This is a genomic window from Kribbella lupini (genome assembly GCF_039529595.1).
In the GTDB taxonomy this organism is placed as follows: domain Bacteria; phylum Actinomycetota; class Actinomycetes; order Propionibacteriales; family Kribbellaceae; genus Kribbella; species Kribbella lupini.
The window spans coordinates 267,133-282,092 of record NZ_BAAANC010000002.1 but is presented as its reverse complement, the minus strand read 5'-3'; the positions used below and the strand labels follow the sequence as shown (position 1 = coordinate 282,092).

Below are 14,960 nucleotides of genomic sequence, written 5' to 3'. Positions count from 1 at the left end.
GCGTCCATCACCGGCCGCTTCTGCTGTTCTTCGGCCGCAGTGCCGACCACGCCGGCCCGGCGCCAAGCCAACGTTTGATGCCGGAGTGGTTGCCGCGGGCGACACTCCGAGCGCGGCGGGTGATCGTCGGGCGTGGCAGGATTCCCGGCGTCGAGGTCGGATTCGCCACGGGGGTGGGGATTGTGGAACGGGTACTGGCTCATTTCCCGGTACGGCAGCAGGTGTGGGACGCCTCGTTGCGGTTGCAGGTGGTGCGCGCCCGGTTCTGTGACGAGTGGTTGGCGGGGCGCCGGCAGGGTGTCGAGGTCGAGGTCTTCGGGCGGGACAGCGTCGGGCTGCGGGAGTGGCTGCACGACCTGTGCTGGGACTGCTCCGAGTTGACCGCGGTGACCTCCACGCAGTGCCAGAGCGTCGAGAGCTTCGCGCCGAGTCACAAGCTGAACCAGGTCCTCGTCGAGCGTGGGGTCCGGATGACGAGCTTCTTCGACGTGACCGGTGGGACCGACGCGATGACGGAGTTCCTGATCGCGGCCGAGGAGATGCCGTACCACCTGGCGTACGGGCCGATCCAGCTGAAGGTGTTCGACGGCGAGCGGGTGGTGCTCGAGGGGCCGGTCGTCGACGGGCAGCGCAGCCTGATGCTGATCGGCGGCTGGAGGCGGTCAACGCGGCCGGGCAGTACTTGCGGGCGGTGCGGGAGACCGCCGTACGGGCGAGTGAGCTGGCCGAGCCGGAGGCTGATCTGACGAGTCGGCAGCAGGTGATCGCCGAGTTGCTGTGCGAGGGCTGCACCGACGACCAGATCGCTGAGCGGATCGGGCTGAGTGTGCGATCGGTGCGGTACGAGGTGGCTCGGTTGCTGGAGGCGTTGCAGGTTCGGACCCGGTTCGCTGCTGGGGTTCGCTACGCGCGGAGCAAGCTCAGCTGAGGTGGTGGGCGATCTCGGCGGCGAGGGCTGTGGTGAGTGACTCCGCGGTGTCGTCGGGGAGTTCCGGTACGACGTGGTGGACGATGCCGGCGGCGCGGAGGTCCGTGGCCGCGATCCGCTGGGCGGTCGCGAGCGCGGGGGCGTGGGTGGTGTCGCCGTACATGATGGCGCTGGCGCCCTCGGGCGGTAGCGGCGCGAGCCAAGCGTGGCCGGCGGCGATCACGGTCGTTGCCGGGAGCAACGCCAGCGCGCCGCCGCCGGTGCCCTGGCCGAGCAGGGCGGAGACGGTCGGTACGGTCAGCGTGCTCATCGTCGCGATGCACTGCGCGATCTCGCCGGCCAGGCCGCCTTCTTCGGCCGCGCGGGAGAGTTCCGCGCCGGCGGTGTCGATGAGGGTGACGAGGGGCAGGCCGAGATCCTCGGCGAGTCGCATGCCGCGGCGGGCAGTGCGGAGCGCGGCCGGGCCGAGTGGGCGGTCGGACTCGCGGTCCTGGCCGACGAGGACGCAGGGGCGGCCGTCCATGCGGGTGAGCGCGACCAGCACGTTGGCGTCCGCGCTGGTCAGCCGGACCGTGCCGCTGCACGCGAAGCGCAGGAACTCGCGCACTCCGGCTCGATCAGCTCGCCGGGTCGCGGTCACCGCGTCCCAGCCGCCGACGAACCCGTCAGCCTCCGCGACGGTCTCACTGACGGGGAGGGTAGCGGCTGTCCGTCGGGCGAGCTCGGGCGGTGCCGGGGGATCGACGAGGATGCCGAGGGCTCGGTCGAGCAGCACCGGGAGGTCGACGGACTCGACGACGCCGTCGATGACGCCGTGTTCTGCCAGGTTCTCCGCGGTCTGGACATCGGTGGGGAACGGTTCGTCGTACAGGGCCTGGTACACCTTCGGGCCGAGGAAGCCGACCAGGGCGCCGGGCTCGGCGACGGTGACGTGGCCGAGTGAGCCCCAGGACGCGAAGACGCCGCCGGTGGTCGGGTGGCGGAGGTGGACGAGGTACGGCAGGCCGGCGGCCTTGTGCTCCATCAGCGCGCGCGAGATCCGGACCATCTCGTAAAACGCCGGGGCGCCTTCCTGCATGCGCGTTCCGCCCGACGCTGTCGAGGCCAGGATCGGCAGGCCTTCCGCGGTCGCCCGGCGTACGGCGGACGTGATCCGCGCCGCCGCCGCCCGCCCGATCGACCCGGCCAGGAACGCGAACTCACTCACCAGTACGGCGACCGGCCGCCCGCGCATCAGCCCGCGCCCGGTCAGCACCGACTCGTCCGCCCCCGACCGCTTGGCGGCCGCCTCGAGTTGCTCCAGGTAGGCAGGGGAGTGACCACTCAGGTCGGCCGGCTCGTCCCAGGACTCGAAGGAGCCCGGATCGAGCACGACCTCGATCAGTTCCCGCGCACTCGGCCGGGCGCTCACGACACCCACCTCCGGATCTCCTCGCCGTGCTGGTCGAGCGTCGGCGGCGCTCCGTGATCCCGTCGCGTCCTCTCGTCGCCGTCAGCCCCGAAGAACCGCAACGGCGGCCCCGGCAACCGCACCGACCCCAGCGACGGATGTTCGACGTCGATCAGCAGTCCCTGGCTCGCCGTCTGCTCCCACTCGTACACCTCGTCGAGCCGCCGCACCTTGCCCGCCGGCACACCGACCTCGTCGAGCTTGGCCAGCAACCGCTCGGCCGGCCACTCGGCGAAGGCGGCTTCGACCACGGAGATCACCCGCGCCCGATCGGCCACCCGCAACGCGTTCGTCTCGAGCCCGGTCTCGTCCAGCGCGAACGCCGAAACCAGCCGTTGCCACAGGCCCTCACTGCCGACCGCGATCTGCACCGAGCCGTCGGCACAGTGGAACAACCCGTACGGCGCGATCGACGGATGATGATTGCCCTGGGCAACCCCCACTTCTCCGGCCACCGTGTACCGCGTTCCCTGGAACGCGTGCACCCCGACCACCGCTGCCAGCAACGACGTCCGCACCACCTGGCCGACGCCGGTCAGGTCCCGCTCCCGCAGCGCCGCCAGTACGCCGTACGCGCCGTACATCCCCGCGAGCAGATCCCCGATCGGCACCCCGACCCGCTGCGGATCCTCGGGCCCCGACCCGGTCAGCGACATCAACCCGGCCTCGCCCTGCGCGATCTGGTCGTACCCCGCGCGCCCGCCTTCGGGCCCGTCGTGCCCGAACCCGGTGATGGACAGCGCGATCAGCCGCGGATTCCTGGCCTGCAACGCCTCCAGCCCGAGCCCGAGCCGTTCCAGCACCCCGGTCCGGAAGTTCTCCACCAGTACGTCGGCCCGGTCGACCAGCCGCAGCAGCACCTCGCGATCACCAGGATCCTTCAGATCCAGGGCGATCGACTCCTTGTTCCGGTTGGCCGAGAGGAAGTACGTCGACTCCTCACCGACGAACGGCGGCCCCCACCCGCGCGTGTCGTCGCCGCGCCCCGGCGCCTCGACCTTGATCACCCGCGCGCCGAGATCGCCCAGCATCATCGTCGCGTGCGGCCCGGCCAGCGCCCGCGACAGATCGACGACCAGTACGCCGTCCAGCGGTCCACTCATCGTGCTCACCACCCCGGCAGGACCAGCGCGGCCCACACCAGCAGCGGACCCACCACGACGACGATCATGCTGTAGGTCAGGATCTGCTTGTAGAACACGGGTTCGGCGATCGTGTCCGGCTTGTTGGCCAGCATCAGCGCGCCGTTGGTCGAGAACGGGCTGACGTCGACGATCGTCGACGAGACCGCCAGCGCGGCGACGAACAGGCCGGCGCTGATCCCGCCGTTGGCGATCAGCGGGACGGCGATCGGGATGATCACCGGCAGCAGCGCGGTCGACGACGCGAACGCCGACACCACGCCGCCGACGTAGCAGAGCACCAGCGCGCCGATCGCGATCGCGCCGAGCCCGGCCGCCCAGTTCCCGACGAACTCCGGCGAACCGGCCTCGGTCAGGATCGCGGCGTACGTGCTGACGCCGGCGACCAGGAGCACGGTCGGCCAGGCGATCTGCCGGACCGCGTCCTTGTGCTCGGTCGGCGACAGCATCGCGAGGATCACCGCGGCGGTGATCGCGACGAACCCGATGTTCTTGTCGAACACCAGCGCGACCAGCGCGACGCCGACGAACGCGACCAGCGTGAGCACCTGGTCCCGCCGTACGCCGAGCGCCTGCGTACCGGTCGGGGCCGACGTACCGTACCCGCGCGCCGGGACGGTCGCGCCGCCGCGGTGGAGGTCCTCGCTCAGTGTGTCCTCGTCGTCAGGGTCGACCCGCTGGGCCATCAGCTGGCGGCCGCCGAACAGCACGAACAGGATCGCCGCCATCACCAGGTTGACGGCCAGGCTGGCCAGGAACACCGTCATCTCGCTCGACGGCAGGTTGTTGTCCTCCATCACCGAGTTGGTGATCGTGCCGTAGATGCTGATCGGGGAGAACCCGCCGCCCTGGGCGCCGTGCACGACGAACATGCCCATCATCAGCGGGTTGATCTTGTACTTGCCGGCGAACCCGAGCGCGATCGGCCCGATGATCGCGCAGGCGGCCGGGCTGGCCGCGCCGATCGCGGTCAGCAGCGCGGTCACCGCGAACATCACCCACGGGATCAGCGCGACCCGGCCGCCGACCGCGCGGACCGCGGATCGCACGATCAGGTCCACGGTGCCGTTGTTCTTGGCGATCGCGAACAGGTAGGTGACGCCGATCAGGGTCAGGATCAGGTCACCGCTGACCCCGCCGAGGATCTCCTTCTCGCTCAGGTCGAGGGAGAACATGCCGACCAGCCACGCCGCGACGTACGCGAGCGCACCCATGTTGATCGGCAGCAGCGTGCCGATCACGAACAAGGCGACCAGCGCCAGGATCGCTACCCACTCGGGACCCATCTGATTCTCCAATGATGTGGGGGACGCCACAGTTGGCTCAGTGGCCTAGCCAATAGCTCAATGACCCAGTTGTCAATACATTGGTGCTCATGGACGACTCTCCGCGCTTTCCGCGTCCGGTGCTACGGACCCGCCTCTACGAGCAGGTCGCCGAGCAGATCACCGGATGGATCGCGGAGAACGGGCTGAAGGCCGGTGACCGGCTGCCACCCGAGCGGGAGCTCGCCGTCCGGCTCGGCGTGAGCCGCGCGACGCTGAGCCAGGCGCTGGTCGCGCTCGAGGTGATCGGCGTGGTCGTCGTCCGGCACGGTGACGGGACCGTGCTCACCGAGCAGGCGCGGACCGCGCCGGTGATCGAGGCGATCCGGGCGCACGCCGACCGGCTGCCGGAGATCATCGACGCGCGGGACGCGCTGGAGTCGAAGCTGGCCGCGCTGGCCGCCGTACGGCGTACTGACGCTGATGTGGTCGCGATCCAGGCGGCGCTGGCCGCGATGGAACGCGACATCGCGGCCGGTGGGCGCGGGGTCGACGCGGACGAGCAGTTCCACGGTGCGGTCACGACGGCGGCGCGGTCGGAACTGCTCGGGCAGATGATGGAGGCGATCCACGACCTGATCCGGGAAACCCGGATCGAGTCGCTGTCGCAGCCCGGGCGACCGAAGGACTCGCTGGCCGGGCACCGCAAGGTCGCGGAGGCCATCGTCGCGGGCGACCCGGTCGCCGCCTCCCAGGCGATGCACGAGCACGTGATGCTGGTCAGTGACGTGGCTCTGCTGCGCGAGCCTGGCCGCGCTCCGGAGCCGCTGGGGCGTGCCGCCGACCTCTCCGCCGAGCAGTCGTGACGGGTACTGAGCACCTGATCGTCATCGCTACCGGGCTCGTCGCCGGACTGCTGACGTCCACGGTCGGCGTGGCCTCCCTGGTCAGCTTCCCCGTTCTGGTTGCCCTGGGCATCCCGCCGGTGGTCGCCAACGCGTCGAACACGGTCGGGATGATCCCGGCCGGCCTCGGTGGTTCGCTCGGCTACCGGCGCGAACTGCGTGAACAGCCCGCGGTGACCTGGGTGGTGGTCGCGACCTGCGCGTTCGGCTCGATCGGCGGCGCCGTCCTGCTGCTCGCGCTGCCGTCCGGCGTCTTCGAGGCGATCGTCCCGTGGCTGATCCTGTTCACCTGCCTGCTGGTCGGCGCGACGCCGACGATCTCCCGCTGGCTGCGCTCCCGGAAACCGCACGAGGTCGGGCCGCGGACGAAGATGTCGCCCGTCACCACGTTCTTCGCCACCCTGACCGGCGTGTACGGCGGGTACTTCGGCGCCGGCTCGGGCGTGATGATGATGGCGGTGCTGGGCCTGGGGCTCGACCTCGACCTGCGGATCGTCAACGCGTTGAAGACCCTGGCGGTGATGGCCGCGAACGTCGTCGCCGGTCTGATCTTCGTGTTCGTCGCCGACCTCGACTACACCGCGGTCGGGCTGCTCGCGATCGGCTCGATCGTCGGCGGCTACACCGGCGCGCACGTCGGCCGGGTGCTTCCGCCGACGCTGCTCCGGATCCTGATCGTGCTGGCCGGCGTGATCGCCGCGGTGACGATGCTCACCTGACCGGCGGAGTCAGCCCCTCGATGAGGTCCTCGACCTCGTGGTCCTCGACCTTCTCGTACTTGCTGCTCGGCAACTCCTGCAGCGCCACCGCGGCCAGTCCCACGACGCCTGCCTTCGCGACCTCGGCGAGCTGCGGGTCGCCCTCGGTCAAGGCGCCCAGCGGAGCGGCAGCGCCCGTGAACGACACCAGGACGACGATCCGCAGCGCTTTCTCGAGGAAGGCGTCGAGCTTCTCGTGGTCGACCTGCCTGAGTTGCTCGCGCAGATCCTCCGCCTGCGCGATCGCTTCCTCGGTCGGCCCGGCGTACCCCTGCTCAGTCAAGCCGTCCAGGATCTCGGCCACGTCCTCGCCGTCGAGATCGAGGAACTCCGCCGCGGCATCGAGCGGCTGGTAGTCCGCGGAGCCGACGAGCAACGGCACTGCCTCGACCACGCGCTCCCGCGCCTTCGCGTGCTCGACCCCGCGCAGCAGCAGTACGGCGGTGGTGAGAGCGACGTCCAGGTCGGCGACCACGTTCTTCAGCTCCCGCTCGCCGTCCGAGCCGGCCGCCAGCGCCGCCGCCCGTTCCTTCTCGTGTTCGAACAACCGCCGCGGCATCGGCACCGCCGCGATCACCGGCTGGAACGCGCCCACCGACAACGAAGCCGTCCGGTCCACCGGCGGCTTCTCCCCAGGCTTCACCGGCGCGCCGGCTCCCTTGCCGGGCACCTTGAAGAAATCCTCACGACGCGGACCGCCAGCGGTAAGACTCACGCATCCACCCTAGACGAGGCGGGCGAAGGCGCTCAGCAGGATCAGGCCGATGACGATGCCGTTGGCGAGCTTGTGGTCGACGAGGACGGCGATGAACTCGCGGATGGTGGCGCTGGGCCAGAAGTACAGGGCGGTGGGGGAGCCGAGGACCTGGCCGTTGACGTCGGCCTTGCGGGCGGTGAAGGCGGCGCGGAGGGCGTGGAAGTTGTTGGTGACGATCAGGCAGCGGTACTTCGGGTTGAGCTCGGTCATGATGCGGCTGCTGAAGGTGAGGTTCTCGAAGGTCGTCGTCGACCGGTCCTCACGCAGTACGGCGTCCGCCGGTACGCCGCGGTCGACCAGGTAGTCGGCCATCGCGACCGCCTCGGCGACCTCCTCTCCCGGGCCCTGGCCGCCGGAGGTGATCAGCAACGGCGTACGGCCCTTGTCGCGTTCCTTCTGCCAGACGGCCTGCGCCTTGTCGAGCCGGCTGGCCAGCAGCGGCGGGACCCGGCGGCCACGCAGGCCGGAACCGAGCACGACGATGAAGTCGGGCCGGCGGAAGAACCGGATCCGCGCGTAGACGAACGCGTAGGCCAGGAAGCAGACGAACAGGAACGACACGTAGCCCAGCGTCCCGCCGATCGCGTCCCGGACCGCGGCCAGGAACGGCGACCCGGTCTTCAGCACCAGCACGCTGAAGATGCCGAAGGCAACGATCCCGAGACCGGCCGCCAGCGACAGCAGGTTCGCCGGTCGCCGGCCCTCGCGGCGCAGCATCACCACGCCGTTGCCGATCAGCGCGACCGTCAGCACGAGCCCGGTCACCGGGATCATCACCAGCACCAGCAGGACCAGCCAGCGGGCGGCGGTCTGGTTGACCGACTCCAGCGCGAAGACGGTGCCGATCCCGGCGAAGAACACCGTCATCACCAGGTAGATCCCGTTGCGCAGCACCCGCCGGTCGCGCACGAAGCTGATCACGAACAGCACGAACCAGAACGCCGCGATCCCGAACCCGAAGATCATCCGTGTCTCCTTGATCACCGTCGGTGGCGAGCGGTCGTATCAAATCATGGACGGTTCCGGTCGCCAGGTGCTGGCTCGCCGGAGGTGACGGAAACTTGCCGGGAACCGATGTGCAAGGCTCCGGGGAATCCGGTGAGAGGAACCGCATGAAGAACTGGGCAGGCAACATCACCTTCGCGGCGGAGCCGCACCGGCCGACGTCGGTGGAGGAGCTGCAGGAGCTGGTCGGTGGCAGCGAGCGGGTCCGAGTGCTCGGCACCGGGCACTCGTTCAACCGGATCGCCGACACCGCGGACACCCTGGTGTCGGTGCTCGACCTGCCGAAGACGATCGAGATCGCGGCGGACCGGCGCACCGTGCGCGTCGCCGGCGGACTGCGGTACGGCGAGGTGACGGCCGCGCTGCAGGCTGACGGGCTCGCGCTGCACAACCTGGGGTCGCTGCCGCACATCTCGGTCGCGGGTGCCTGCTCGACGGGGACGCACGGCTCCGGCGACACGAACGGGACGCTCGCGTCGGCCGTCGTACGGATCGAGTTCGTCGGCGCCGACGGATCGCTGGTGTCGCTCGACAAGACCGATCCGGACTTCGACGGCGCGATCGTCGCGCTCGGCGCGCTCGGCGTGACGACCCATCTGACGCTCGCGGTCGAACCGTCGTACGAGATCAGCCAGGTCGTGTACGACGGCCTGCCGGTCGAGCGCCTGGCCTCGTCGTTCGACGAGGTGTTCTCGAGCGCGTACAGCGTGAGCGCGTTCACCGACTGGGTCGACCCCGACGTGATGGTCTGGCGCAAGGCCAAGCAGACCACCCTGGAGCCCGAGTGGCTCGGTGCCCGTCTGGCCGACGGCGCCCGCCACCCGATCAAGACGATGCCCGCCGATTTCGCCACCCAGCAGGGCGGCGTCCCCGGCCCGTGGAACGCGCGGCTCCCGCACTTCCGCCTCGAGTTCACGCCGTCGAACGGCGAGGAACTGCAGTCGGAGTACTTCGTCGAACGCGCTCAGGCCCCCGTCGCGATCGAACGGCTGCAGGCCTTGGGCAAGGAGATGGCGCCGCTCATCCAGGTCTCTGAGGTCCGTACGATCGCCGCCGACACCCTGTGGCTCAGCCCGAGCCAGGGCCGCGACAGCGTCGCCTTCCACTTCACCTGGATCCAGGACGAGACAGCGGTCCGCCCGGTCGTCGAGGCCATCGAGGACGCGCTCCTGCCGTTGGGTGCCCGGCCGCACTGGGGCAAGGTCTTCACCGCCGACGCCGCCACCCTCGCGACCTGCTACCCCAAGGTCCGGGACTTCGTCGAACTGGCCAGCCGCTACGACGCAGGTGGCAAGTTCCGCAACGACTACCTGAACACCTACCTCCCCCTCGGCTGACCGGCCTTCTGCTCGCAGGGCGGGCGGGCCATTGACGCGGCCGGGGCGCTCTCCTACGGTTTGTCGAAACGCTTCGACAATCGGCTGCGTGGCCGAGCCGCGTCCAGGCAGAGAGGCAGTCGATGAAGTTCACTGACGGCTACTGGCAGCTGCGGGCGGGGCTGACGCGGTTGCGTCCAGCCGCGGTCGAGAGTGCCGAGGCTTCCGAGCGATCCCTCGTCGTGTACGCCCCGGCCAAGCAGATCGTCGGCCGGGGCGACACCCTGAACCAGCCGCTGTTCACGGTCACCCTCACCTCGCCGGCGCCGGACGTCATCGGCGTGACGATCGAGCACCACAGCGGCGGGCTGCCGCCGCGGCCGGCGTTCGAGCTGACGACTGGCGACGACCATTCGGTGAAGGTCGAGGTCGGCCGGGAGACCGCGCGGCTGACCAGCGGCGACCTCACCGCGGTCGTTCAGCTCGACGGCCCGTGGGACCTGCGCTTCGAGCGCGACGGCAAGCCGCTCACCGGGTCCAGCGCCCGCAGCATCGGGCTGATCACCGACCAGGAAGGCCGTCAGTACCTGCACGAGCAGCTCGCGCTCGGCGTCGGCGAGACGGTGTACGGCCTCGGCGAGCGGTTCGGCCCGCTGGTGAAGAACGGCCAGGTGGTCGACATCTGGAACGCCGACGGCGGCACGTCCAGCGAGCAGGCGTACAAGAACGTGCCCTTCTACCTGAGCAGCAGCGGGTACGGCGTACTGGTGGACACCCCCGCGCACGTGTCGTTCGAGGTCGGCTCGGAGGTCGTCTCCCGCAACCAGTTCAGCGTCGAGGGCCAGCAGCTGACCTACTACGTGATCGGCGGCCCGGAACCGAAGGACGTCCTGCGCCGCTACACCGCGCTCACCGGGCGCCCGGCCCGCGTCCCGGCCTGGTCGATGGGGCTGTGGCTGTCGACCTCGTTCACCACGGACTACACCGAGGAGACGACGAGCAGCTTCGTCGAGGGCATGGCGTCCCGCGACCTGCCGCTCAGCGTCTTCCACTTCGACTGCTTCTGGATGCGCCAGTTCCACTGGTGCGACTTCCTCTGGGACCCGGTCGCGTTCCCCGACCCGGCCGGGATGGTCCGGCGGCTGAAGGACCGCGGGCTCCGGGTCAGCCTGTGGATCAACCCCTACATCGCCCAGCGCTCGGTGCTGTTCGAGGAAGGGCGCCGGCTCGGCTACCTCCTGAAGCGCCCCGACGGCTCGGTCTGGCAGTGGGACCTGTGGCAGGCCGGCATGGCGATCGTCGACTTCACCAACCCCGCCGCGACGGCGTGGTTCCGGTCCAAGTTGCAGGCGCTGCTCGACCTCGGCGTGGACTGTTTCAAGACCGACTTCGGCGAACGGATCCCGGCCGAGGACGTGGTCTGGTCCGACGGGTCGGACCCGCGCCGGATGCACAACTACTACCCGCACCTCTACAACAAGGCCGTGTTCGACCTGCTGACCGAGCAGCGCGGCGAAGGTGACGCCGTCCTGTTCGCCCGGTCGGCGACGGTCGGCGGCCAGCAGTTCCCGGTGCACTGGGGTGGCGACTGCGAGTCGACGTTCGAGGCGATGGCCGAGTCGTTGCGCGGTGGCCTCTCGCTGGCGTCCTCGGGATTCGGCTACTGGAGCCACGACATCGGTGGGTTCGAGGGCACGCCGGACGCCGCCGTGTTCAAGCGCTGGGTGCCGTTCGGGCTGCTGTCGTCGCACTCGCGTCTGCACGGCTCCAGCTCGTACCGGGTGCCGTGGGCCTTCGACGAGGAGGCTGTCGGCGTACTGCGGAAGTTCACCAAGCTGAAGCTGTCCCTGATGCCGTACTTGGCCGCGGTCGCCGAAGAGGCCCACGCGACCGGTACGCCGATGATGCGGCCGATGGTGCTGGAGTTCCCCACCGATCCCGGCGTCGCCTACCTGGAACGCCAGTACATGCTGGGCCCCGACCTGCTGGTGGCGCCGGTGATGAGCAAGGACGGCGAGGTCCGCTTCTACCTGCCCGAGGGGCGCTGGACGGACCTGCTGACCGGCGAGCGGTTGGCCGGGAGCCGTTGGGTCACCGAGACGCACGGCTTCGACAGCCTGCCGGTGCTGGTCCGGGAAGGTGCCGTGATCGCGGTCGGCGCTGTGGACGACCGCCCGGACTACGACTGGGCCGACGGCGTCGAGCTGCGCTGGTTCGCGCCGTCCGAAGGCCAGTCGCGGCGGGTCGTGCTGCCCGGGCCGAACGGGCAGACGGTCGCCACGATCGAGCTGACCCTGACCGACGGGAAACCGGCCGCAAAGGTGCTCGAGGGCACCTGCGACCGGTTCACCGTCACCGTCGTCTAGGTCGAGAGAAACGTCAGCTTCTCCAGCGAGATCGCCTCGCTGGAGAAGACGACGTACAGGGCTCGTACGCCGTCGGCGGGCGCGAGCGTGGCGACCTGCTGGGCCCAGGTGTGGCGGTGGCCGGTCGGTGGCACCTCGATCGTGCCGAGCAAGGTCCCGTGCAGCGGGTCGTCGAGCCGGAGCTCCAGCGACGCCGGGACCGACCCCTCCGAGCTGACGTCCGCGACACAGCGGCCGTACCCGGTGGTCAGGTCGACGTCCTCGAACAGCAGCCACGCACCGGCTTCCAGCGACCGGACGGCGTCGCCGCGGACCGGTGTCGTGTCGGTGAGCGTGATCGCGCAGTACTCGTCGAACGCCGTCGCGGCCAGCGGCACTGCGCCGACGTTCCGGGCCGGGATGCGCTCGCCGTGCACGTCGAAGGAAGCCGTCAGTCGGGTGTCGGTGCAGGAACGACCGACCAGAACGCTGTACCTGGCCGTCTCGACGCAGCGCCGGTTCCTGGTGACGTCGAAGTGCGCGAGGTCCGCGGCCGGGAGCGCGAACTCGACCTCGACGCTCTCGCCCGCCGCCAGCGAGATCCGCTGGAAGTCGCGCAGTTGCCGCAGCGGTTGCTTGCTGCGCGAGCGCTGCTGGTGCGTGTACAGCTGAACCACTTCCCGGCCGGCGCGCGTGCCGGTGTTGGTGACGGTCAGGGTCACCAGGAGTTCACCGTCGGCCGGCACGGAGGTGGAGCTCAGCCGGACATCGGAGTACGCGAACGTGGTGTAGCTCAGGCCGTGGCCGAACGGGTAGAGCGGCGTTCCCCGGTAGTACAGGTAGGTCGCGTCGGTCGAGACGATGTCGTAGTCGAGCAGGTCGGGCAGGTCCGCGGCCGACCGGTACCAGGTCTGCGGCAGCCGTCCGGCCGGGTCCGCGTCGCCGAACAGTACGTCGGCCAGCGCGCGCCCGTACTCCTGACCGCCGTGCGCCGACCACAGCACCGCGGGGAGTTGCCGGTCGGCCCACTCGACCGCGAACGGGTAGCTGCTCGACATGACCAGGACCGTCCGGGAGTTGGCCGCTTGAACGGCGCGCACCAGCCGTTCCTGGCCGGCCGGCAGGTCCAGCGACTCGCGGTCCTCCGTCTCCCGGCCGTTCACCAGCGGATGGTTGCCCGCGACAACGATCGCGACATCGGCCCGGGCCGCCAGTGCAGCCGCTTCGGCGGCGCCGTCGATCAGTGTCTCCACCCCGAAGACGGTCGCCGCGCTCGCGTCCTCGGCGGTCGCGGTGACCGAGCCGTCGGCGTGCACGACGACGTACCGGTTCCCGGCGAGGTGCCGCAGAATCGCGTTCGTCTCGCCGGTCAGCTGCAGCTCGAAGGTCTCGTTGACCACCCAGCTGCTCGGCCCGGGATGGTCGGCTCGCAGGGACTTGTCGTCGGCCACCGTGACGTACGACCCGGTCTGCATCGAGCGCAGCGTCCACGCGCCACCACCCCAGTCGAACAGGTCGAAACCGCCGGCCGGCCCAAGCCTGAGTACGCCGTCCTCGCCAGCGCTCAGACAGCCGTCCGGCGTGCGCAACTCGACCCGGTCGACGCCCTCGCAGAAGTCGACCGCGTCCGCCCCGAGGCGTTCGACCAGCCCGTCGCGGGCGGTGACCCGGTAGGGCAGGGTGCCGGAGTACCAGTCCTCGTACAGCGTGTCCGCGAGCGGTCCGACGATCGCCACCCGGCCGACGGTCGCGGAGTCCAGCGGCAGCAGGTGACACTCGTGCTTCAGCAGGACGATCGACTGCCGGGCGGCCTCTTGCGCGAGCTGCCGGTGCGCCGGGCAACCGACGACGTCGTCGCCGAGGTCGGCGTACGGATCGAGCTCGGGCGGGTCGAACTCACCCAGCCGGAACCGGATGGCCAGCGCGTGCCGTACGGCGTCGTCGATGTCGGACTCGGTCAGCAGCCGCCGCTCCAGCGCGTCGGTCAGGTGCTGCACGGACGGCCCGGCGTCGTTGTCGTCCTGCGTGAAGCTGTCGACCCCCGCCTTGAGCGCCGCGGCGTACGCCGACGGCCCGTCCGGGTAGTAGGCCTGCAGCCCGACCAGGTTCGCCGGCGCGCCGGCGTCGCTGACGACCAGCAGGTCGTCCTCGGTCCAGCCGCGCAGCACGTCGTTGATCAGCGGGCTCAGGTGGGCGGGCCGTCCGTTCACCAGGTTGTACGACGGCATCACCGCGACGGCCGCACCGGCCTCGATCGGAGCCCGGAAGGCCGGCAGCTCGTAGTCGTACAGCACCCGCGGCGGCAGGTTGCTGGACGTGGTGCACCGGTCGGTCTCGTTGTTGTAGGCAAGGAAATGCTTCAGGGTCGGCGCGGTCTTCAACGGACCCGGCGCGGTTCCGGTCAGGCCGCGGCCGTAGGCGACCGCCAGCTCGCCGGTCAGCCAGGGGTCCTCGGAGTAGCCCTCCTCGTTGCGGCCCCAGCGGGGATCGCGCAGCGGGTTCACCACCGGTGCCCAGACGTTGAGGCCGACCGCGGTCCGGTCGCGGTGGTGGAACGCGCGCACCTCGTCGCCGACCGCTGATCCCACGGCCTCGACGAGGTCGGTGTTCCAGCTGCTGGCGAGGCCGATCGCCTGCGGGAACACCGTGGCGGGACCGAGCCAGGAGACGCCGTGCAGGGCCTCGGTCCCGGTCCGGAACGGCGCCAGGCCCAGCCGCGGTACGGCGCCCTGGTGCTGGTGGAGCAGCCCCAGCTTCTCGGCGAGCGTCAGCCGTTCGAGCAGGTCGCCGACGCGCTCCGGCAGCTTGCGGGCCGGGTCGCGGAACGGGGGAGGGGAGGTCTGCGGCGTGCTGGGCGGGGAGGTCATCGTGATCGGGCTCCGGAGCGCTCGGCCGTCTGCCGACGGAAAGGCGGTCGAAGCGCTTCGACAGTGCTGGTCGGGGAGGGTGGAGAGGCAGTCATCGAAGCGCTTCGATCAGAAGGTGTCTCAGAGCGTCGCACCCCGGGAGCGGACGGTCAAGATCTCGGCCCGCGCCGCGCGCGAACCGTGACGTCCGAAGAACCGCATTGCGTCCGAACCGATGCGTCC

The 14,960-nt window shown here is 70.4% G+C and carries 12 protein-coding genes; 6 read left to right on the top strand and 6 right to left on the bottom strand.

Annotation, left to right across the window (positions count from 1 at the left end; all coding sequences use genetic code 11):
- The first annotated feature begins 182 nt into the window (after positions 1-182).
- Positions 183-746 carry a hypothetical protein gene (locus ABD235_RS14525; RefSeq protein ID WP_344174317.1) on the top strand — a complete coding sequence of 188 codons (564 nt, stop codon included), beginning with the start codon at positions 183-185 and terminating at the stop codon, positions 744-746.
- Positions 692-928, top strand: a complete 237-nt coding sequence (locus ABD235_RS14520; protein ID WP_344174315.1) for a response regulator transcription factor — start codon at positions 692-694, stop codon at positions 926-928. Before ABD235_RS14525 ends, ABD235_RS14520 begins: the two co-directional genes overlap by 55 nt.
- Here the strand turns inward: ABD235_RS14520 and ABD235_RS14515 are convergent.
- From ABD235_RS14515 to ABD235_RS14505, 3 genes are read right to left on the bottom strand one after another with little or no spacing between them, the layout of a single operon-like run.
- Complete coding sequence (locus tag ABD235_RS14515) at positions 921-2,348, bottom strand: carboxyl transferase domain-containing protein (protein ID WP_344174313.1); 1,428 nt, start codon at positions 2,346-2,348, stop codon at positions 921-923. The two genes, ABD235_RS14520 and ABD235_RS14515, sit on opposite strands and share 8 nt — an antisense overlap.
- The gene (locus ABD235_RS14510; protein WP_344174308.1) at positions 2,336-3,481 is read right to left on the bottom strand and encodes a CaiB/BaiF CoA transferase family protein; all 1,146 of its coding nucleotides are present in this window, start codon (positions 3,479-3,481) and stop codon (positions 2,336-2,338) included. The genes ABD235_RS14515 and ABD235_RS14510 overlap by 13 nt, the downstream gene beginning before the upstream one ends.
- Positions 3,482-3,486: 5 nt before the next feature.
- Positions 3,487-4,806, bottom strand: coding sequence for an SLC13 family permease (locus ABD235_RS14505; RefSeq protein ID WP_344174305.1), 1,320 nt, complete (start codon positions 4,804-4,806; stop codon positions 3,487-3,489).
- An 89-nt stretch (positions 4,807-4,895) separates the two neighbouring features.
- On the opposite strand from ABD235_RS14505, the gene ABD235_RS14500 reads away from it, so the two are divergent.
- Together ABD235_RS14500 and ABD235_RS14495 are read left to right on the top strand one after the other, a co-directional pair.
- Positions 4,896-5,651, top strand: coding sequence for a FadR/GntR family transcriptional regulator (locus tag ABD235_RS14500; protein ID WP_344174303.1), 756 nt, complete (start codon positions 4,896-4,898; stop codon positions 5,649-5,651).
- On the top strand, positions 5,648-6,409 hold the full coding sequence (locus ABD235_RS14495) for a sulfite exporter TauE/SafE family protein (protein WP_344174300.1): 762 nt from the start codon (positions 5,648-5,650) through the stop codon (positions 6,407-6,409). The genes ABD235_RS14500 and ABD235_RS14495 overlap by 4 nt, the downstream gene beginning before the upstream one ends.
- Here the strand turns inward: ABD235_RS14495 and ABD235_RS14490 are convergent.
- Complete coding sequence (locus ABD235_RS14490) at positions 6,402-7,163, bottom strand: hypothetical protein (RefSeq protein WP_344174298.1); 762 nt, start codon at positions 7,161-7,163, stop codon at positions 6,402-6,404. The two genes, ABD235_RS14495 and ABD235_RS14490, sit on opposite strands and share 8 nt — an antisense overlap.
- 9 nt (positions 7,164-7,172) lie before the next feature.
- Positions 7,173-8,171: a YdcF family protein gene (locus ABD235_RS14485; protein WP_344174296.1), complete on the bottom strand. Its 999-nt coding sequence runs from the start codon at positions 8,169-8,171 to the stop codon at positions 7,173-7,175.
- A gap of 146 nt (positions 8,172-8,317) precedes the next feature.
- On the opposite strand from ABD235_RS14485, the gene ABD235_RS14480 reads away from it, so the two are divergent.
- Both ABD235_RS14480 and yicI read left to right on the top strand, forming a co-directional pair.
- Complete coding sequence (locus ABD235_RS14480) at positions 8,318-9,547, top strand: D-arabinono-1,4-lactone oxidase (protein ID WP_344174294.1); 1,230 nt, start codon at positions 8,318-8,320, stop codon at positions 9,545-9,547.
- Between the two features lie 122 nt (positions 9,548-9,669).
- Complete coding sequence (gene yicI / locus ABD235_RS14475; protein ID WP_344174292.1) at positions 9,670-11,892, top strand: alpha-xylosidase; 2,223 nt, start codon at positions 9,670-9,672, stop codon at positions 11,890-11,892.
- On the opposite strand, the gene ABD235_RS14470 is transcribed toward yicI, so the two are convergent.
- The gene (locus tag ABD235_RS14470) at positions 11,889-14,738 is read right to left on the bottom strand and encodes a glycoside hydrolase family 3 C-terminal domain-containing protein (RefSeq protein ID WP_344174290.1); all 2,850 of its coding nucleotides are present in this window, start codon (positions 14,736-14,738) and stop codon (positions 11,889-11,891) included. The two genes, yicI and ABD235_RS14470, sit on opposite strands and share 4 nt — an antisense overlap.
- Between the last annotated feature and the right edge of the window lie 222 nt (positions 14,739-14,960).

Excerpts from the sequence above, each read along its gene's own strand:
- ABD235_RS14510 (WP_344174308.1), bottom strand. The coding sequence starts at position 3,481 with ATGAGTGGACCGCTGGACGGCGTACTGGTCGTCGATCTGTCGCGGGCG.
- ABD235_RS14505 (WP_344174305.1), bottom strand. The coding sequence starts at position 4,806 with ATGGGTCCCGAGTGGGTAGCGATCCTGGCGCTGGTCGCCTTGTTCGTG.
- ABD235_RS14500 (WP_344174303.1), top strand. The coding sequence starts at position 4,896 with ATGGACGACTCTCCGCGCTTTCCGCGTCCGGTGCTACGGACCCGCCTC.
- ABD235_RS14485 (WP_344174296.1), bottom strand. The coding sequence starts at position 8,171 with ATGATCTTCGGGTTCGGGATCGCGGCGTTCTGGTTCGTGCTGTTCGTG.
- ABD235_RS14480 (WP_344174294.1), top strand. The coding sequence starts at position 8,318 with ATGAAGAACTGGGCAGGCAACATCACCTTCGCGGCGGAGCCGCACCGG.
- yicI (WP_344174292.1), top strand. The coding sequence starts at position 9,670 with ATGAAGTTCACTGACGGCTACTGGCAGCTGCGGGCGGGGCTGACGCGG.
- ABD235_RS14470 (WP_344174290.1), bottom strand. The coding sequence starts at position 14,738 with ATGACCTCCCCGCCCAGCACGCCGCAGACCTCCCCTCCCCCGTTCCGC.